Source organism: Amycolatopsis sp. NPDC104819 (genome assembly GCF_055583145.1).
The window spans coordinates 608,671-626,997 of the sequence record NZ_JBVJON010000007.1 but is presented as its reverse complement, the minus strand read 5'-3'; the positions used below and the strand labels follow the sequence as shown (position 1 = coordinate 626,997).

Genomic DNA, 18,327 nt, shown 5'->3' with positions numbered 1-18,327 from the left:
GTGGGGGGCAATAACCTGCCAGTACCGAGCCGGAACGGCTCGGCTGGGGATCCACGAGATGCGCCGCGCAACGCGGCCACGTGTGCAGAGTACAGACGAGGAGGTGCCGGTGAAATGACCATCTACCTGACGCTCACGAACCCGGGCACCCGTCTGTCCTGCGCCGCGGAAGTTGCGGCTGCTCAGCGCCCGGGCACCGGTGTGTCCGTGAGCGCGCACGGGATCCGTGGCATGCGGCGCGTCGAGCGTCGTGCCACTGGTGCTGTCGTCTTCGGGACCGAGGGTGTTCTCAACGCCGTCCCGCAGGCCGATCTGCCGACCATCAAGCAGTTCCGTGTTCCGTTGTCGATACGGGAGCGAAGTTCCTGACCTAGTCAGGACACGAGGCTCACGAAGGCCGCGGAACCGGTAACCCGGATCCGCGGCCTTCGTGTTTTTGGCTGCACAACCCAAGAGGAACAGCGTTGCCCAGCTCTATCTCCCAACCGAAAACCCGTACGACACAAGGAGGAACCACCATGTCTTCGGCCGTCGCCTACACCTCGGGTGAGGCAATATTCGCCGACCTGCTCGACCCCGTCGCGGTACCGGACGTGGCGCTGCCCTGCCGTTCGGGCGACGCGGACCTCTGGTTCGCGGAGTCCCCGGCCGAGCTCGAGCGCGCCAAGGCGCAGTGCGCCGACTGCCCGGTGCGTGAGGCCTGCCTGGCCGGCGCACTGGCCCGGCGCGAGCCGTGGGGCGTCTGGGGTGGCGAGATCTTCGAGCGCGGTGTGGTCATCGCGCGCAAGCGGCCCCGTGGCCGTCCGCGCAAGAACGCCGCCGTCGAGCCGGCCAAGGCCGCCGGCGATCACCGGAGCGCCGCCGCATGAGCGTCGAACCGGTTACCGCACAGGACTACGAAGCGCGGATGTGCCGTCCGCAACTGCAGTTGACGAAGACCGAGATCGAGGAGATCAGCGAGATGTTGCTTTACGAAGAACTGTCCCGGGCCCGAATACGTGACCTGGAGGAAGGGGTCCGCGCCCAGCGGGCCCGAGGTAGCGCGCGTGCCGAGCGCCGCTGGACGCGAGTAGCCCGATGGGCCACCCGCCGGGCGGCGCGGTACCAGGACCAGAGCTGAGCGCAGGGCCCCTGCCACCCCGTTTCGGGGCGGCGGGGGCCTTTGTGCTTGGCCTGTTGTGTCGCGCCGGCTGGTGTTGAATGGGGTGATGCCCGGACACACCCACGACGACATCGACTGGGCGGACCGCTTGGCCCAGCTCCGCATGGCCGACACTCTCGACGCCGAAGCGCTGACGCCCGTCGCGGCGCGCTTGGCCGCCCGGCTGCCGGAGCGACCGGTGGTGGTCGACGTCGGGTGCGGCGCCGGCGGGATGAGCGTGCTTTTCGCGCGCGAGCTCCCCCGCCGCGGCGGGGGCACGATCGTGCTCGTCGACGCCACGCCTGCCTTGCTCGCCGAAGCGCGGCGGGCGGTTTCCGAGGCCGCCACCGAGACGGTCGACGTCGTGGGTCAGCCCGGCGACCTCGCCGACCCGTCCTTGGGCGGCGCGGTGCCCGCCGCCGACCTGGTGTGGGCGTCAGGCGTCGTCCACCACGTCGGTGATCAGCAGGCCGCGCTGCGCACGTTGGCCGGGTTGCTGCGGCCGGGCGGGGTACTGGCCATCGGTGAAGGTGGGCTCGAGATGCGGTGCCTCCCTTGGGATCTTGGGGTAGGACGACCCGGGCTGGAGCAACGGCTGCTCGCCGCGCGGGGCGAGTGGTTCGCCCGGATGCGGGCCGGCATCCCGGGCAGCGTCGCCATGCCGTACGGCTGGCCGAACGCGCTTCGCACGGCGGGGCTCTCGGAGATCGAGTCGTTCGGCGCGCTCATCGACCACCCGATGCCGGGCTCGGACCTCCTCCGTGAGTACGCGGTGCACCGGGTCGGCTGGCTCGCGGAGTCGGTCGGGGAGTGGCTCGGCGCGTCCGACCGCGAGACCGTCGCGGCGTTGATCGATCCGGACGGCCCGGACTACCTCGGCAAACGCGACGACCTGTACCTGTTCGGCGCCAAGGCGATCCACTGTGGATGGTCACGGTGAGCGCGCCGGAGCCAGTGGTGTGCTCCCGCTGCGGGCGCACCCGGAGTGCTGACGACGACCCTGTTGCGGCGCTCGCCTGGGTGTCGAGCCGCGAGCGGGGTGGGGTGCGGTGGCTGTGCCCGTCCTGCGCGCGGCAGCACGTTCGGGACATCGAGGGCAAGCTGCCGGACGAGTACTGGTGATCAATCGGCGCTCCTGGGGGAGGGGTGGCGGTTGGGGTTGGACCGCAGGTTGACCTGCTGATTTGGTGCGGCCGTGGCTTGCCCGGATTGGTGGGACTCGACTCGGCCGGCTGGCCCGGGATCGGGTGCGGGTTGCCGCTCGGACTGGCGAGCCGGGCCTGGCCGGGCCGGGTCCCGGCGCGACCTGCCTGGCTTGGTTCAGATCAGCCCAGGTCGGCCCGGCTCGGCCTGACCGCCGGCTCGACTGGCCAGGCGCGGCGGATCTGCCGATCGGCCCTGATCCGGTTCCGGCTCAATCTGCCCCGGCCCGGCCCAGCCGTGCCTCGGCTGGCCCGGCCCGGTCTGTTCTGCGCGGCCGGACTCGGCGGGCCGGACCTGGTTCAGTTGGGCGTTCGGGCATAGCCGGAACCAGCCAGACCGGCTCGGCCTGGCCTGACCCTGGCCTGGCCTGAGGGAGTCGCCTCGGTCTGGCCGTCGGTGGTCGGTCATGCGTCTCTGTTCCGGCCTGGTGGGCCCTTGGGGTTGGTAGCTGTCATGCCGCGTCTCCGATTGGGGTCATCGGGACCGCTCGGACCCGGGGGCGGGGTGTGCGGGATGCGTCGCCGAACGCCAGGGCCAGCTCTTGGGCCACTTCGTCGGGGACCTGGCGTAGCTGGCGGACCGTGCAGCGGACCAGGACTATGCCCGTTGCCGCCAGGGCTAGGTGGGTGAAGCCGCCTGGTTGGCTTGGGCCGCAGCGGTACTGCCAGGCCAAGCCCAGCTCGTCCCACCATGCGTCGGCCTCGCCGATTCTGCGGCCTCGGCGGTCGCAGATCGTCACGTCCCAGCTGGGGGGTGGGAGGTGCGCCGTGTCGAGGATTCGGGTGGCCAGGCCGTGGGCCTGGATCGGGCCTTCGTCCAGTTCGCGGAGCACCTTCCGGACCGCCGACGTGCCGCGCTGGGGGCCGGCGTCCAGCTCCGTCAGCAGCTCCTGCCGATCACACAAACCCCAGTAAAGCGGCAGCGTCAGCAGATGGCGGATGCGCGCCGGGTTGGGTTCGGTGCGGGCCAGGTCGAGCGTTGCGCGGGCCGGCGGGGCGAACGGCAGTCCGTCGATCATCGCCGGCGCCGGCATCCGGGCCGTGCGTGCCGCGCGGACGCCCTCGCACGCCGTCACCCGGCAGTAGTCCGGCACCAGCAGCTGGATCTCGTCGGTCGCCGGGCACTTGACGCCGTGGGCCCGCAGCGCGTCGGCGCCGGTGATCACCACCCGGGGCCCGTACCGCACCAGCGCGGCGTGCATCAGCTGCGACCGCGTCGGGGCCGCGTTGCGCAGCAGGACAACACCGGGGTGCAGGCGGCGCCACGGCCCGCCGGGGCCGCAGAGCCGCCGGGTTCTTCGGTCGGACACTCCGGCCCTGCGTAACTGTTCGAGGTTCATCACCTCACAGCTGCCGGGATTACTGAGGGACAGCGGGTCGGTGCACTGAGTAGCAGTCATGCCTCGAGCATGACGGCTCGGCCAACCGGGTGGAACCCCGTTCCCCGCAGCTGTGGACAACTCGCCCGGATCACACCGTTCGCGGGCCGTCCTGTGGACAACTCAGGCCGCGAAACCGGGCTGCCAGCGCTCCACGATGTCGCGGGCCGGGATCTCCGCGTCGAGCTGGCAGAGGATGCCCGTCGACCCCGCCGTCACCCGGTGGATCATCAGGTACTCGGGCGGCAGGTTCAGCGAGCGGCCGACGCGGAAGTCGTTGCCGCGGCTGTCGCCGACGCGCCCCGCCTGCCGCTGCATCCACTTGCGCGTGAAGTGGAACGTCGGCTCGGCCAGCGGCTCGGTGAACGGCGCCAGGTACGCGAGCACCTCGTCCGCGGTCAGGTCGCTGTCCGGCCGGATGAACCGGTTCTCCCGCAGCAGGCGCATCAGGTCGGCGGACTCGCCGTCGAGGGCCAGCCGCGTCATCTCGCCCAGGTGACGGGGGATGCCTTCGGGCAGCCGCGCGACGCCGCCGAAGTCGATGACGCACAGCCTGTCGTCGGCCGTGATCATGAAGTTGCCCGGGTGCGGGTCCGAATGCAGCAGGTGGACGCGCTCGGGGGAGGAGTAGTGGAATTCCGTCAGCAGCCGGCCCGCCAGGTTCCGGGTCTCGCGATCGCCGTCCGCGATCACCTTCGACAACGGGGTGCCGGTCACCCACTCCGTCACGACGACCTTCGGCGCGCTGGCGACCACCCGCGGCACCAGGATGCCGGGATCACCGTCGAACGCCTTCGCGAACGCCCGCTGGTGCTGGGCCTCGGCCTGGTAATCGAGCTCCTCGTTCATCCGCTCGGCGAGCTCCGCCAGCAGCGGTTTGACCTCGGTGCCGGGCACGAACGCCTGGAACAGCCGGCTGAACCGCTGCAGCTGCCGCAGGTCGCTGCGCAGCGCCTCGTCGGCGCCCGGGTACTGCACCTTGACCGCGACCTCGCGGCCGTCGTGCCAGACCGCGCGGTGCACCTGGCCGATGCTCGCGGCCGCCGACGGCTCGTCTTCGAACGAGGTGAACCGGCCGGCCCAGGTGCGGCCCAGCTGCTCGGCGAGCACCCGGTGGGTCTGCCGGGCCGACATCGGCGGCGCGGCGGCCTGCAGCTTCGTCAGCGCCTCCCGGTACGGCTTCGCCATGTCGTCGGGCACCGCCGCCTCGAAGACGCTCAGCGCCTGGCCGAACTTCATCGCCCCGCCCTTGAGCGTGCCGAGCACCTCGAACAGCTGCTCGGCGGCCTTCGCCGAGAGCGTCGCGCTCACCTGCTCCGCGCTCTGGCCCGCTAGCCGCTTGCCCCACCCGCCGACCGCCCGCCCGGCGATCCCGAGCGGGAGACTGGCGAGCTTGGCGGTACGGGCGGCACCCTTGCGCGGCATCGCGGTGTCACGATCGGCTGGGTCGCGGAAGTCGGTCACACCGGCGATTCTGCCTTGCATCGCCGGAGCCGCGCAGCCTGCTCGCGACGTCTTAGTGGCCTACGTCTCCTGGAGTACGGCCCGCGGACCGCACCCGCAGCGCGGATGAGGTGGCCAGCCGCGGTGGCGGATGCGGCCGTCGAAGGCGTCGATTTCGAGGGTGGTGTTCCACGCCGGTGGCGCCGGTTCGGCCGGCGACAGCAGCCGCATGGCCTGGGCCACGGCCAGCGACGCGCAGGCGTGGACGGCGCCGAGGTCGGGCCGCTGGTGCCGCCCGGCGAGCTGGCCGGCGACGCGGGGCCAGCACGGGTCGAGGTCGGTCCGGTGCAGGTCGGCGCAGCGCAGGCACGAGCTGCGGCCCGGCAGCACCAGCGGCCCGACGATGCCCGTGCCGTCGCGGACGCGCGCCATCAGGTGCGGGACGCCGTCCTCCATCAGCTCGGCGACCGTCTCGGGCGCCGGCACGACGGCGTCGGTGAGCAGCGCCAGGTCCGGGTACCGATCGTGCAGCCGGGTGACGCGGACGTCCGGATCGACGCGGCGGAGCAGGTCGCCCAGCGCCTGGCGCCGGGGCCGGCCCAGGTCCGCGTCGGTGAAGCCGGAGCCGAGGTCGTGTTCGGTGACCGTGCCGGACAGCTGCAGCTCGACGTGCCCGATCCCGGCGTTCGCCAGCAGCACGGCGGCCGCGACCGCGATCCGGCCGTCACCGTGCACCGTGACGGCGGCGGCGCGCCGCCGGTCCGACAGCGCTGCGTGGTGATGATGCGCCCGCAGTGACCAGAGACCGGTTTCGCCGCGGAAACCCGGCCCGTCGGGGCGGCCGGCGTCGGTGACCAGGCCGAGCGCGGTCAGCTGCCGCAGGAGTGTCCGGAGCTGCTCGCGGTGTTCGCTCTCCGCGAGCAGGATCCGCTCCACGTGCCTGCTTCCGTCGAGCGTGCGCAGGTGCGCGACGAGGTCGGGTGGGAGGCCTTCGACGATCACGCCGTGGCGCGGGTCGAGCCCGATCTGGATCTCGCGCGAGCCGCGTTCGAGCACGGTGAGGCCCGGGAGCAGGGCGGGGTGGGCCGGCAGGAGCACCGGTGGCATGTCCGCGGTGGAGAGGATCATGTCCGCAGGATGGCACCCGGTGGACGCCGGACGGCCCCGGAAGACGCCGGATCGGTCGAGTTGTCCACAAGTGGAACCGCCTGTGGACAACTCGGGTCCGTGACCTCGACGGACTCGGAGTTGTCGGTGGTTGGCCTTACCGTTGTCGAGTGGTCGAAGCACGGATGCCCTCACTGAGAGGCCGGGGGGACACGAGCCCCCTGTCGGACACACCCGGACACAAGGTCGAAGTGCGGCGCAGCCAGCGCCGGCACCGGACGGTCACCGCGTATTGGAACGACGACACGCTCGTCGTGCTCATCCCCGCGCGGATGACCAGGGCGGAGGAGAAACACTGGGTCGCTGAGATGGAGCGCAAGCTCCAGCGCTCGGAACCACGACGCCCGGCGTCCCCGAAGACGTCGGACGAAGCCCTGCTGGCGCGCTGTGCGCTGCTGTCGGGCAAGTACCTGGGCGGCACCGCGACGCCGGCGAGCGTCCGCTGGGTGCCGCCGATGCGCACGCGGTGGGCGTCCTGCACGCCGGTCGACGCGACCATCCGCGTCAGCGACCGGCTGCGGAAGGTCCCGCCGTGGGTGCTGGACTACGTCCTGGTGCACGAGCTGGCGCACCTGCGCGAGCCCGGCCACGACGCGGCGTTCTGGGCGCTGGTGCGGAAGTACCCGAAGGCGGAACGGGCGATCGGCTACCTGGAGGGCCTGTCGGCCGCTGCCGGGTGGGGGATCTCCGAGGACGACTGATCGGGTTCCGGATGGGGCCGGGGTGATTCGCCGGGTGCGGATCACTCCGGCTGCGTTCGGGGCGGGTTGATGCGCGGGCCGGTGAGGGGTTGCTGGTCGGGCGGTGGATGCCCTGCGTGCTGGTCACGGTCGCTGCGGGTAGGCGGGCGGAGTCCGGTCGGGCTGGTTGGAGAGGTCACCGGTCGGGAGCGGCGGGTGGGCTGGCAGAGCCTGGTCGGGCGGGCTTGTGAGTTCGTCGCTCGGCTGTGGCGGGTGGGCCAGGGGCCGGGTCATGATGATCGGTGAGCTCGCCGGTCGGCTGCGACGGCAACTCGGCAAGGCGAGGTCAGCCCGGCTGAGGACCGTCGGTCGCCGTGGGCTGGACCTCGGCGGCCGCGCAAACAGAACCGGGCGCCTCGCGGATTGCGAGACGCCCGGCTTCGTACCAACTCAACTCTTACTGTCGCCGTCCTCAGGTGTCTCCTCCGAGGACGAAGACTTCTCCCGCTCTTCGCGCTCCGAACGCTCAGTGCGCTCCAGCTCGGCGATCGGGTCCAGACCTTCGAGCGAGTCCGTCTCGCCCACTCGCTGGACGAAGTCGATCGGCTCGTCCAAGTCCTCGGCCGTGGGCATCAGGTCCGGGTGGGACCAGAGGCCGTCGCGCTTCTCGACTCCGTGGCGGTCGCCCAGGAGCTTCCACAGCGATGACGCCGCTCGCATGCGGCGGGGGCGCAGCTCCAGGCCCACCAACGTTGCGAACGTCTGCTCGGCCGGGCCGCCCGTCGCGCGGCGGCGGCGCAGCGTTTCGCGCAGGGCGTCCGCTCCGGGCAGACGGTCGCCGACCGCCTCGGCCACCACCACGTCCACCCACCCCTCGACCAGGGCGAGCAGTGTCTCCAGGCGGTTCAGCGCGCCCTTCTGCTCCTCTGTCGTCTGGGGCTCCAGGAGCCCGGACGACATCGCCTCTTCGATGCTCGCGGGGTTGGCCGGGTCGATGCGGCCGGCCAGGGACTCCAGCGCCGACGTGTCCACCGAGATGCCGTGCGCGAACTCCTCGACCGTTGCCAGCAGGCGCTGCCGCAGCCACGGCACGTGCGTGAAGAGGCGCTGGTGCGCGGCCTCGCGCGCGGCCAGGAAAACCAGGATCTCGCTGCTCGGCAGCTCGAGGCCCTCGGCGAACTTCTCGATGTTCGCCGGCAGCAGCGCCGACGTCCCGGCCGGGGCCAGCGGCAGGCCGATCTCGGACGCCGTCAGCATCTCCGACGCGAGCTGGGCCAGCGCGTTGCCGAGCTGGGAGCCGAAGGCCATCCCGCCCATCTGCCCCATCATCTGGAGCAGCGGGCCGGCCGCCTCCTTGGCCTCCGCCGGCAGCGCCTCCATCCACGCGCCCGAGATCTGCCGGGCGACCGGGTCGCACAGCCGCTGCCAGGTCGGCAGGGTCCTCTCCACCCAGGTGCGCGGCGACCAGGCCACCGCGGACGTCGCGCCGGCCGGGAACTGGGTGGCCGCGTCGAGCCACAGCTCGGCCAGGTGGGCGGCGTCGCGGACGGCGGCGTTCGAGTCGTCACCACCGGAGAAACCGAGGCGGCTCTCGCCGGTGTTGCCGGCGCTGCCCAGGGTCTGGAGGGCGATCTGCTTGGCGAGGTCGTAGTTCACCGGCCCGCTGGAAGTACCGGCCTGGCTGAGCATCTGGCCCAGCTGGCTCAGCATCTGCCCGAGCTGGTTGAAGGCCTCGGCGCCCGACGGCTCCGAGGGGTCGTTCTCACCTCGTTTGTCGGGATCGGAAGGTCCGAAGCCGAACGGGGGTTTGCTCATGTGTCCACCGTACGCGGGTCGGGAAGCCTCCAGCGCGTCATGTGCGTGGCCTTCACCGAGAAGCGAACACGGTCACCGTACGCTGTCGGGCGTGACCAAGTCCTCCGAGCAGACCGCGCCCGCGAAGAGCAGCCCGGAACCCGGCGCCGAGCCCGCCGGGGAGGCCCGGCGGATGACCCGCCGCGGCTGGACGCTCGTGGTCAGCGGCTCGCTGTTCCTGATCTTCGTGGTGCTCGGCTCGGTCGTGCCGGTGCCGTTCGTGGCGATCAGCCCGGGCCCGACCTACGACACGCTGGGTCGCGACGCCGCGGGCAGCCCGGTCATCCAGGTGGCCGGTCACCAGACCTTCCCGACCACCGGCGAGCTGCGGATGACGACCGTCTCCCTGCACGACGGCGTCACGCTCTTCCAGGGCCTCGGCTTCTGGGCCAGCGGCCGCTTCGCGCTCGCGCCGCGCGAGGAGTACTTCAAGCCGGGCGAGACGAACGAGCAGGTCAAGCAGGAGAACATCCAGCAGCTGCAGGACTCGCAGTCCAACGCCCAGGTCGCCGCCCTGCGCAAGCTCGGCTACCCGATCAAGGTGCTGGCGAAGCAGATCGTCTCCGGCAGCCCGGCCGACCACGTGCTCGCCCCCGGCGACAAGCTGATCACGGTGAACGGCAAGAAGATCGTCGAAGCCGCGGACGTCCGCGCCGCGCTGGCCGGCACCCTGCCCGGCCAGACCGTGCAGATCACCTTCCAGTCCGAGGGCCAGCCCGAGCGGACCGTCCCGCTCACGCTCGCCTCGCGGCCGGACCGCAAGGAAGGCTTCATCGGCCTCACCGCGGCCGACCGCGCCGAGGCGCCCTTCACCGTGAACATCTCGCTGCAGGACGTCGGCGGCCCGTCGGCCGGGCTGATGTTCACCCTGGCGATCATCGACCGGCTCAAGGGTGAGGACATCGCGGGCGGCCGTCACATCGCCGGCACCGGCGAGATCAGCGAAACGGGCGAGGTCGGCCCGATCGGCGGGATCTCGTTCAAGGTCGTCGGCGCACGCGAGGCCGGCGCCACCGACTTCCTGGTGCCCGAGCACAACTGCGCCGAGGCCAAGACGACCGCGCCCGACGGGCTGAACCTGATCAAGGTGTCCACACTGGACGACGCGCTCGCCCAGCTGGGCAACCTGAAGGCGGGCCGGCCGACGGCGTCCTGCTAGGGCAGCAGCGTGGCCTTCAACGCCTCGAGCAGGTTCGGGGCCAGGTCGGGGCTTTCCACGAGCTCGTCCACGGTTTCGTCGGTGCCCTCGGCGGTGCCGATCCCGCGCAGCCGCATCACGCAGCCGCCTTCGCCGTCGCGCAGCACCGCGGCCACCAGCCGGGCCTCGGTCCGCCGCGGGTGGTCCGCGGCCGCGCGGCGCAGGCTGTCCGCGTCCGCCTCGGCGACGTCCGGCAGCTCCGACTCCGCGCCCGGCGGGAGCACGATGATCTCCTGGGCCAGCGCGCACCCGATCACCAGATCGGGCCACGCGATCCGGCCCAGCGCCTCGGCGAGGTCGCCTTCGGGCAGCGCTTCCTGCGCCACCGGCGTCAGCGGGTTCGCGCGGTCCAGCTGCCCGGCCAGCTCCGGCTGCTCGTCCAGCAGCGCCGCCGTCGGCACCAGCGCGAACAGCTGCGGGGGCTGGTTCCAGCCGCCCGCGGCCATGAACTCCTCGATTTCGCGGGCGAGAGCGGCCACGCCGGCCTGCTGCGGTTCCATGCGCACATCGTGTCAGGCCGGTCTCCGCGACACCGCCGCGAGTCCGGTTTGGGCGGGTCCCGGGAACTTCACCCGGCATCCGTAGAGTTAGGGAATCAGGGGGCGCACGCGCCCCTGCTCGAGTGTTGAACTAAGACAGGAGCGTGTGCCGTGGCGACTCGGCCCCCGGTGAGCCTGCCGAAGCTGTCCCGGCGGAGCCGGATCCTCCTCATCATCGCCGCGGTGATCGTGCTGGCGCTCCTGCTCGGAGCCCGCTTGCTCGACACGTACGTCGACTGGTTGTGGTTCGGGGAGGTCGGGGCGCGTTCGGTGTTCACCACCCAGGTGGTGACGCGGATCATCCTCTTCTTCGCCGTCGGGTTGCTCGTCGGCGGCGCGCTCGCGGTCAGCCTGATGATCGCCTACCGGACCCGCCCGGTGTTCGTGCCGATCTCCGGCGCCGACGACCCGCTGGCCCGCTACCGGTCCGCGATCGTCGCCCGGATCCGCCTCTTCGGCATCGGCATCCCGGTGCTGACCGGCCTGATCGCCGGGTTGTCCGCGCAGGGTGACTGGCAGGTCGTGCAGCTGTTCCTCAACGGCACCACGTTCGGCCAGACCGATCCCGAGTTCGGCAACGACGTCGGCTTCTACGCCTTCAGCCTGCCGTTCTACAACTGGCTGCTGGGCTGGCTGTTCATCACGGTCGTCATCTCCTTCTTCGGCGCGCTGATCTCGCACTACGTCTTCGGCGGCATCCGGCTGGCCGGCAAGGGCGGTCAGCTCGCCGGCCCGACCCGCGCGCAGCTCGCGATCACCGTCGGCATCTTCGTGCTGCTGAAGGCCGCGGAGTACTTCTTCGACCGGTACAACCTGCTGCTGTCCGACCGGAACATGCCGCTGTTCGTCGGCGCCACCTACACCGACCTGAACGCGGTCCTGCCCGCGAAGCTGATCCTGTTGTGCATCTCGGTGATCTGCGCGATCGCGTTCTTCGCCGGCGCCTTCCTGCGCAACCTGCAGCTGCCGGCGATCGCGCTGGTGCTGCTGATCCTGTCGAGCATCCTGGTCGGCGTCGCGTGGCCGGCCATCCTCGACCAGTTCTCGGTCAAGCCCAACGCGAACGAGAAGGAAGCGACGTCCATCCAGCGCAACATGGACGCCACGCGCAAGGCGTTCGGCCTCACCGACGTCCAGTACCAGCCGTACACCGGCAAGACCGACGCGACGCCGGCCCAGATCAAGGCCGACACCGGGACGATGTCGAACATCCGGCTGCTCGACCCGAACATCCTCTCCGACACCTTCACCCAGCGCGTCGGCCGTGAGAACTTCTACGGCTTCCCGGCCAAGCTGGACATCGACCGCTACACGGTCAACGGCGTGACGCAGGACTACATCGTCGCGGCCAAGGAGATCAAGACCGAGGGCCTCACCGGCAACCAGACCAGCTGGATCAACAAGCACCTCGTCTACACACACGGCAACGGCTTCGTGGCCGCGCCCGCGAACACGATCGACCGCGCGGTCAAGGACGCCAACTCCGACGGCGGCTACCCGATCGCGACGACCAGCGACACGCAGAACCCGACCGGCGCCGGCTCCACCGGCGGCGCCCCCGGCATCGAGGTCAAGCAGCCCCGCATCTACTACGGCGAGCTGTCCGCCGCGGACTCCGACTACGCCATCGTCGGCGGCCAGGGCGCGCCCGGCGAGTACGACACCGCCACCGACCGCTACAACTACAACGGCAGCGGCGGCGTCTCGGTCGACAACTGGTTCAACCGCCTGGCCTTCGCCGCGGAGTACGGCGAACGCAACATCCTGTTCTCCGACGCCATCGGCGACAACTCGAAGATCATGTACAACCGCGACCCGCGCGACCGCGTCAGCAAGATCGCGCCGTGGCTGACCCTCGACGGCGACCCGTACCCCGCGGTCGTCGACGGCAAGATCCAGTGGATCATCGACGGCTACACGACGATCAACAACTTCCCGTACTCGCAGCAGACGCAGCTCAACGCGGCCACGAACGACTCCCTCAACGGTGTCGCCCGGCAGGCCAACAGCTCCATCAACTACATCCGGAACTCGGTCAAGGCCACCGTCGACGCCTTCGACGGCACGGTGAACCTGTACTCGATCGACGACAAGGAACCGGTCCTCAACGCCTGGGAGAAGGTCTTCCCCGGGCTCGTGAAGCCCAGCTCCGAGATCTCCCCGGACCTGCGGGCGCACTTCCGCTACCCCGAGGACCTCTTCAAGATCCAGCGTGAGCTGCTGTCGCGCTACCACGTCAGCAACCCGCAGGAGTTCTACTCCCAGCAGGCGTTCTGGAGCGTCCCGCAGGACCCGACCGCCGAGGGCGGCGCCAACCCGGCCGCCGCCGGCGCCGCCAACCAGCCCGGTTACTACGTCCTCGCGGACACCCCGGGCCAGAGCAAACCGACGTTCCAGCTGACGAGCTCCCTCACCGGTCTCCAGCGCCAGTACCTCGCGTCCTGGATGTCGGTGTCCTCGGACCCGGCCGACTACGGCAAGATCCGCGTCCTCCAGCTACCCAGCGCGGCGACCGGGGCCACCCAGGTCGACGGCCCGGTCCAAGTCCAGAACCGGTTCCAAAGTGATCCACGCGTCGCGCAGGACCGGACGTTGTTCAACAACCCCAACGTCATCCCCATCTACGGCAACCTGATCACGCTGCCGGTCGCCGACGGGTTCCTCTACGTCGAACCCGTCTACATCCGGCAGCGCAACCAGAACAGCTACCCGCAGCTGGCCCGCGTCCTCGTCTCCTACGGACCCAAGGTCGGCTACGGCGCCACCCTCCAGGAAGCCCTCGACCAGGTCTTCGGCGCCGGCACCGGCGAAGCCACGACCACACCGCCCCAAGCCGGGCAGCCGACGACCACACCGCCCACCACCACACCCACGACCACGCCGACCACCACCCCGCCGCCCAACACCGGCGGTGGCAACACGGCGCTCGACAAGGCGGTGACGGACCTCGACGCGGCCCTCGCCAAGCTCAAGGCGGCGCAGCAGTCGGGCAACTTCACCGACCAGGGTGCGGCGCTCACCGCGCTGCAAGCAGCCGTCCAGGAGTACCAGACGGCCAAGTCCCAATCGGCCACGACCAGCAACCCACCCAGCAGCCAGCCGGGAAGGTGACCTCGGCAACGCTCATGGCACCTGCTTTGCACCCCCGCGAAACCAGGGCGTAAGGTAGGTGTCACGACGCGGGGTGGAGCAGCTCGGTAGCTCGCTGGGCTCATAACCCAGAGGTCGCAGGTTCAAATCCTGTCCCCGCTACAGAGGTTGGGAGGGGTGTGCGGACGGAATGCGTCCGCCGCCCCTCCTTCGCATTTGTCCCGGGGGTCGAACCCCCGGACCCCCGCCAGGGGGGCTTCGCCGCCCCTGGACCCCCCGGTGGGTGGTTGCGTCAGGTGGTGAGCCAGCTTTTTGTGGATCCTGTTGTGTTTGCCACGTAGCCGTCTGGGCGGACCAGGACTCTTGTTAAATCGGGCCAGGGGAGGGTTGGTACCTCGGCTACTACTACCTCTGGGTGTGGGGATTGTTCTTGCGTTTTTGTCAGTAGGACGAACTTTCCACTGTGGAACAAGGTGCTTGCGAATCCCTTGCTCAGTTTGAAGTCTGGGAGGCGGGCGCCTGCTGCTGGGTGGTTTTCGCTGCTCTTGTAGTGGATGTTGAGGCCGGAGACCATGCCTGACAGCTTGTGCTGGACCTCGGGGAGCGTTGTCAGGTCTCGGAACAGGGCTCGTAGGGCCAGTTGGTCTGGGGTCAGGGGGATCAGGGCGTTTTGGGCCGCTACGTTCTGGAGTACGTCTGATGCGACTGCGCGGCGCTCCGTTTCGTACGTGTCCAGCAGTTTTGGTGGGGCGTGGCCGTTTAGCTCTGCTGACAGTTTCCAGCCCAGGTTCATTGCGTCCTGGATGCCCAGGTTCAGGCCCTGGCCTCCGGCTGGGAAGTGGGTGTGGGCCGCGTCGCCTGCCAGGAGGACTCGGCCCACTCGGTACTTTGCCGCCAGGCGGCTGTCGTCCGAGAAGCGGGAGATCCAGCGGATCTCCTTGATCTTTGCTTCTGGGCCGAAGCGTTCTGCGATTGCTGCGTGGACTTCTTCTTCGGGGACTGGGGCTCGGAGGTTGGCTGGGCGGTTCAGGCGGTCGCCGTAGCTCAGGCGGTAGAGGTTTGGTTCGGCCAGGGGGATCAGGCCGATGAACTTGCCGGGGCTCAGGGACGTCACGATGTTGCCCATCGAGCGCCACTCCGTCGGCGCGCCTGGTGGTGTTTGGTGGAAGAGGACGTCGGCCGAGACGCCGTGGCCTCGGCCGTCGATTCCTTCGAACGGCAGGTTCAGGGCCTTGCGGACCGTGCTGCGGCCGCCGTCGCAGCCCACCAGATACGCCGCTCGGATCCGGACGTCGCCCGCCGTGACCGTCACCCCGGTGGCGTCCTGCTCGAAGCCGGTCAGTTCGTGGCCGCGCAGCACCTTCACCCCCTGCTCGGCCAGGCGCTCCTCCAGCGCCGCTTCGACCTGCGCCTGCGGGATGCCCACCTGGTACGGGTGCCGCGTGTCCCAGCCGGCGTAGCTCACCGGGATCACCGAGAAGTGTCCGTCCGCGACAGTCGCGAACGAGCGCTCCTCCGCCCGGCCGAGCAGACCGCGCAGATCCAGCATCTCCGCCGTCCGCGGCTGCAGGTTCAACGCCTTGGACAGCCCGGTGCGGCCGGGCAGCCGCTCCAGGACCACGACGTCCACCCCGGCCAGCGCCAGCTCGTTCGCCAGCATCAGCCCGGTCGGCCCCGCCCCCGCGACGACCACTCCGGCGTTCAGGTTGTCCATCCCCAGCTCCTTAACAACGTTAAATTGACCTGTCCCGAGGATGCCCTTAACATCGTTAAACTGTCAAGCGAGCACCACGAGGAGATCCGGGAACATGGCCCTGACCAGGCAGGACATCGCGCGTTCGGGGCTGAAGCTGCTCAACGAGGCCGGCCTCAACGGCCTCACGCTGCGGCTGATCGCCGCCGATCTCGGGGTCAAGGCGCCGGCGCTGTACTGGCACCTGAAGAACAAGCAGGAGCTGCTCGACGAAATGGCGACGCAGATGTACGCCGACTCCTTCGAGGACCGGCGGCCGCCGGATGCACTGGGGGAGTGGGAGGCCGTCGCGTACCGCGCGCGGGCGCTGCGCGCGATGATGCTGGCCTACCGGGACGGCGGGAAGGTCTTCGCCGGGACCTTCCTGGGCGACACAGGCCTGGTCGAGGAGAGCCCGCTGCGGCGGAGCATCGACGCCGGCCTCGACGCGCGCCGGGCGGCCCAGGCCCTGTTCACCGTGTACAGCTACGTCGTCGGCTTCACGATCGAAGAGCAGGCCGTCTACCCGGTGCCCGGGCGGCTGGACGAGCGCTACCGCACGGAGGCGGCCGGTGATCTCCTCGCCGACGTCGGGTCGCGGTTCGAGGACGGCCTGGTGATGGTCCTCAGTGGAGCGCGTCAGTGGCTCGAAGTGGGGTAATGCCTGGTCAGGGCACTATGAGACCCCCGTGTAAACCGCGTTGCCACCCCATGTAATCTATTCGAGTACCACAACGGCGCGGGGTGGAGCAGCTCGGTAGCTCGCTGGGCTCATAACCCAGAGGTCGCAGGTTCAAATCCTGTCCCCGCTACCACGAAGAGGCACGTTCTCGGAAATCCGGGAACGTGCCTCTTTTGTCATGTTCGCACGAGTTTTGCTGCCGACTTTCCCGCGAAACTGTCGAATGACCGCAGATTCCACGATGTGGACCCCGGGCCGGTGCGGTTGCGGTGCGTGTCCGGAGTCGGCCAAGCCGGGGAGGGCCGCCCGGCGAACTCACCTGCCTGGTGGTTGCCGGAGCCGTTCGCATGCGGCTGGTCGGACCAATGCGTGGCCCCGGTGGTTGCACAGCGTGTCCGCGGTCCACTGTGGACCTGCTCGCATTGGGCCGAACGAGGGGATCTCACTAGCCACAATGGACAGATCCGCTGACCACTGTGGACACAGCGGCCGATAAGTGGGAATCTAGGGGACGTGTCCGAATTGAATGCAACAGCCGCCGCCCTGCTCGGTCTGCTCCACGACGGTCCCGCCACCGGCGGGCAGCTCGTCGCGGGGGCCGGTGAGCGGTTCGGTGCCTTCTTCAGCGTCACCCGCAGCCAGGTGTACCGGGAGCTCCCGGCGCTGTCCAAGGAAGGCCTCGTCCGGCTCGGCAAGCAGGGCCCGCGCTCCAGCCAGCAGTACCTGATCACCGCGGCCGGGAAGAAGGCCTTCAAGGCCTGGCTGACCTCCGAGGCCGGCCCCGACCACCTCCGCAGCCCGCTCATCCTGCGGCTCGTGCACGCGGGGTCGCTGACTGCGAAGCAGCGTCAGACGCTGCTCGAGTCGGCGCGGACGAGCTACAGCCAGCAGCTCGACGACGCGAAGACGGCCACCAAGGCCGCCGACGGGCCGTACGAGAAGGCTGTCGCCGAGTTCGCCCAGGCGCAGGCGAAGGCCGCGCTGAAGCTGCTCGACGCCATCCCCGCGGCCTGAGGTTCGCACTCCCACGACCGGTCCTCGCAACCGGTCGTGGGTTTTGCCGTAACCTTGACAAACGTGAGTGATGAGTTCGACGCGGCACTGAAGGACCTGACCGGCAAGCTGACGCAGATCGAGTCGGTGATGGACCTGGATGCGCTGCGTGCCCAGGTGGCCGACTTGGAGCAGCAGGCTTCGAGCCCGACCCTGTGGGACGACCCGGAGGCGGCCCAGAAGGTCACCAGCCAGCTGTCCCACCGGCAGGGCGAGCTGCGGCGGGTCAGCGACCTGCGCCAGCGGCTCGACGACCTCGGCGTGCTGTACGAACTCGCCGAGGCCGAGGGTGACGCCGGCAGCATGGGCGAGGCCGAGACCGAGCTCGCCGACCTCGGCAAGGCCGTCGACGGCCTCGAGGTCCGCACCCTGCTCTCCGGGGAGTACGACGACCGCAACGCCGTCGTCACGATCCGTTCCGAGGCCGGCGGTGTCGACGCGGCCGACTTCGCCGAGATGCTCCTGCGCATGTACCTGCGCTGGGCCGAGCGCCACGGCTACCCGACCGACGTCTACGACATCTCCTACGCCGAAGAGGCGGGCATCAAGTCGGCGACGTTCAAGGTCACCGCCCCCTACGTCTACGGCACCCTCTCGGTCGAACAGGGCACCCACCGGCTCGTCCGGATCTCGCCGTTCGACAACCAGAGCCGCCGCCAGACGTCGTTCGCGCACGTCGAGGTGCTGCCGGAGGTCGAAGAGGTCGACCACGTCGACATCGCGGAGAAGGACATCCGCGTCGACGTCTACCGCTCGTCCGGCCCGGGTGGACAGAGCGTCAACACGACCGACTCCGCGGTGCGCATCACGCACCTGCCGACCGGCATCGTCGTCTCCTGCCAGAACGAGAAGTCGCAGCTGCAGAACAAGGCCGCCGCGCTGAAGGTCCTCCAGGCCCGGCTGATGCTGCGCAAGAAGGAAGAGGAGCGCGCCGAGATGGACGCGCTCAAGGACGGCGGCTCCAGCTGGGGCAACCAGATGCGCTCCTACGTCCTGCACCCGTACCAGATGGTCAAGGACCTCCGGACCGACTTCGAGGTCGGCAACCCGTCGGCGGTGCTCGACGGCGAGATCGACGGTTTCCTCGACGCCGGCATCCGCTGGCGGAAGCAGTCGGCGGCCGTTTAACGGCGCGAGGGGTGTTCGCGCGACCGCTCACCGTGCGCA

General features: G+C 70.0%; 17 protein-coding genes and 2 tRNA genes. 13 read left to right on the top strand and 6 right to left on the bottom strand.

What is annotated here, in order from left to right; genetic code table 11:
* The first annotated feature begins 114 nt into the window (after nt 1-114).
* The 5 genes from ACZ63E_RS25365 (at nt 115) to ACZ63E_RS25345 (ending at nt 2,263) form a co-directional block, all read left to right on the top strand.
* On the top strand, nt 115-369 hold the full coding sequence (locus tag ACZ63E_RS25365; RefSeq protein ID WP_465311740.1) for a hypothetical protein: 255 nt from the start codon (nt 115-117) through the stop codon (nt 367-369).
* A 149-nt stretch (nt 370-518) separates the two neighbouring features.
* On the top strand, nt 519-869 hold the full coding sequence (locus ACZ63E_RS25360) for a WhiB family transcriptional regulator (protein ID WP_465311739.1): 351 nt from the start codon (nt 519-521) through the stop codon (nt 867-869).
* Nucleotides 866-1,120 carry a hypothetical protein gene (locus tag ACZ63E_RS25355; protein WP_465338569.1) on the top strand — a complete coding sequence of 85 codons (255 nt, stop codon included), beginning with the start codon at nt 866-868 and terminating at the stop codon, nt 1,118-1,120. Before ACZ63E_RS25360 ends, ACZ63E_RS25355 begins: the two co-directional genes overlap by 4 nt.
* Before the next feature lie 88 nt (nt 1,121-1,208).
* Nucleotides 1,209-2,081: a class I SAM-dependent methyltransferase gene (locus ACZ63E_RS25350; RefSeq protein WP_465338568.1), complete on the top strand. Its 873-nt coding sequence runs from the start codon at nt 1,209-1,211 to the stop codon at nt 2,079-2,081.
* Nucleotides 2,078-2,263, top strand: coding sequence for a hypothetical protein (locus tag ACZ63E_RS25345; RefSeq protein ID WP_465338595.1), 186 nt, complete (start codon nt 2,078-2,080; stop codon nt 2,261-2,263). The genes ACZ63E_RS25350 and ACZ63E_RS25345 overlap by 4 nt, the downstream gene beginning before the upstream one ends.
* Before the next feature lie 532 nt (nt 2,264-2,795).
* Here ACZ63E_RS25345 and ACZ63E_RS25340 read toward each other — a convergent pair.
* From ACZ63E_RS25340 to ACZ63E_RS25330, 3 genes are all read right to left on the bottom strand, one after another.
* Nucleotides 2,796-3,683, bottom strand: coding sequence for a hypothetical protein (locus tag ACZ63E_RS25340; RefSeq protein WP_465338594.1), 888 nt, complete (start codon nt 3,681-3,683; stop codon nt 2,796-2,798).
* A 162-nt stretch (nt 3,684-3,845) separates the two neighbouring features.
* The gene (locus ACZ63E_RS25335) at nt 3,846-5,186 is read right to left on the bottom strand and encodes an ABC1 kinase family protein (RefSeq protein WP_465338567.1); all 1,341 of its coding nucleotides are present in this window, start codon (nt 5,184-5,186) and stop codon (nt 3,846-3,848) included.
* 60 nt (nt 5,187-5,246) lie between these two features.
* Nucleotides 5,247-6,293, bottom strand: a complete 1,047-nt coding sequence (locus ACZ63E_RS25330) for a ThiF family adenylyltransferase (RefSeq protein WP_465338566.1) — start codon at nt 6,291-6,293, stop codon at nt 5,247-5,249.
* Between the two features lie 230 nt (nt 6,294-6,523).
* On the opposite strand from ACZ63E_RS25330, the gene ACZ63E_RS25325 reads away from it, so the two are divergent.
* Nucleotides 6,524-7,033, top strand: coding sequence for a M48 metallopeptidase family protein (locus ACZ63E_RS25325; RefSeq protein WP_465311733.1), 510 nt, complete (start codon nt 6,524-6,526; stop codon nt 7,031-7,033).
* A gap of 429 nt (nt 7,034-7,462) precedes the next feature.
* Here ACZ63E_RS25325 and ACZ63E_RS25320 read toward each other — a convergent pair whose 3' ends face one another.
* Nucleotides 7,463-8,827, bottom strand: a complete 1,365-nt coding sequence (locus ACZ63E_RS25320; RefSeq protein WP_465338565.1) for a zinc-dependent metalloprotease — start codon at nt 8,825-8,827, stop codon at nt 7,463-7,465.
* Nucleotides 8,828-8,999: 172 nt separating this feature from the next.
* Here ACZ63E_RS25320 and ACZ63E_RS25315 point away from each other — a divergent pair, with 172 nt between their 5' ends.
* A complete protein-coding gene (locus ACZ63E_RS25315; protein ID WP_465311762.1) occupies nt 9,000-10,025 on the top strand; it encodes a YlbL family protein in 1,026 nt (341 codons plus the stop codon).
* Here the strand turns inward: ACZ63E_RS25315 and ACZ63E_RS25310 are convergent.
* On the bottom strand, nt 10,022-10,564 hold the full coding sequence (locus ACZ63E_RS25310) for a PPA1309 family protein (protein WP_465311731.1): 543 nt from the start codon (nt 10,562-10,564) through the stop codon (nt 10,022-10,024). The two genes, ACZ63E_RS25315 and ACZ63E_RS25310, sit on opposite strands and share 4 nt — an antisense overlap.
* A gap of 150 nt (nt 10,565-10,714) precedes the next feature.
* Between ACZ63E_RS25310 and ACZ63E_RS25305 the strand changes: the two genes are divergently transcribed.
* Together ACZ63E_RS25305 and ACZ63E_RS25300 are read left to right on the top strand one after the other, a co-directional pair.
* A complete protein-coding gene (locus ACZ63E_RS25305) occupies nt 10,715-13,714 on the top strand; it encodes a UPF0182 family protein (protein WP_465338564.1) in 3,000 nt (999 codons plus the stop codon).
* Between the two features lie 67 nt (nt 13,715-13,781).
* Nucleotides 13,782-13,855, top strand: a tRNA-Met gene (locus tag ACZ63E_RS25300).
* Between the two features lie 130 nt (nt 13,856-13,985).
* Here ACZ63E_RS25300 and ACZ63E_RS25295 read toward each other — a convergent pair.
* Nucleotides 13,986-15,407, bottom strand: coding sequence for an FAD-dependent monooxygenase (locus tag ACZ63E_RS25295; RefSeq protein WP_465338563.1), 1,422 nt, complete (start codon nt 15,405-15,407; stop codon nt 13,986-13,988).
* Between the two features lie 94 nt (nt 15,408-15,501).
* Here ACZ63E_RS25295 and ACZ63E_RS25290 point away from each other — a divergent pair, with 94 nt between their 5' ends.
* From ACZ63E_RS25290 to prfB, 4 genes are all read left to right on the top strand, one after another.
* A complete protein-coding gene (locus tag ACZ63E_RS25290) occupies nt 15,502-16,086 on the top strand; it encodes a TetR/AcrR family transcriptional regulator C-terminal domain-containing protein (protein WP_465338562.1) in 585 nt (194 codons plus the stop codon).
* A 77-nt stretch (nt 16,087-16,163) separates the two neighbouring features.
* A tRNA-Met gene (locus ACZ63E_RS25285) sits at nt 16,164-16,240 on the top strand.
* A gap of 380 nt (nt 16,241-16,620) precedes the next feature.
* Nucleotides 16,621-17,121: a PadR family transcriptional regulator gene (locus ACZ63E_RS25280; RefSeq protein WP_465311727.1), complete on the top strand. Its 501-nt coding sequence runs from the start codon at nt 16,621-16,623 to the stop codon at nt 17,119-17,121.
* A gap of 63 nt (nt 17,122-17,184) precedes the next feature.
* Nucleotides 17,185-18,288 carry a peptide chain release factor 2 gene (prfB, locus tag ACZ63E_RS25275; RefSeq protein ID WP_465311726.1) on the top strand — a complete coding sequence of 368 codons (1,104 nt, stop codon included), beginning with the start codon at nt 17,185-17,187 and terminating at the stop codon, nt 18,286-18,288.
* Nucleotides 18,289-18,327: the final 39 nt, after the last annotated feature.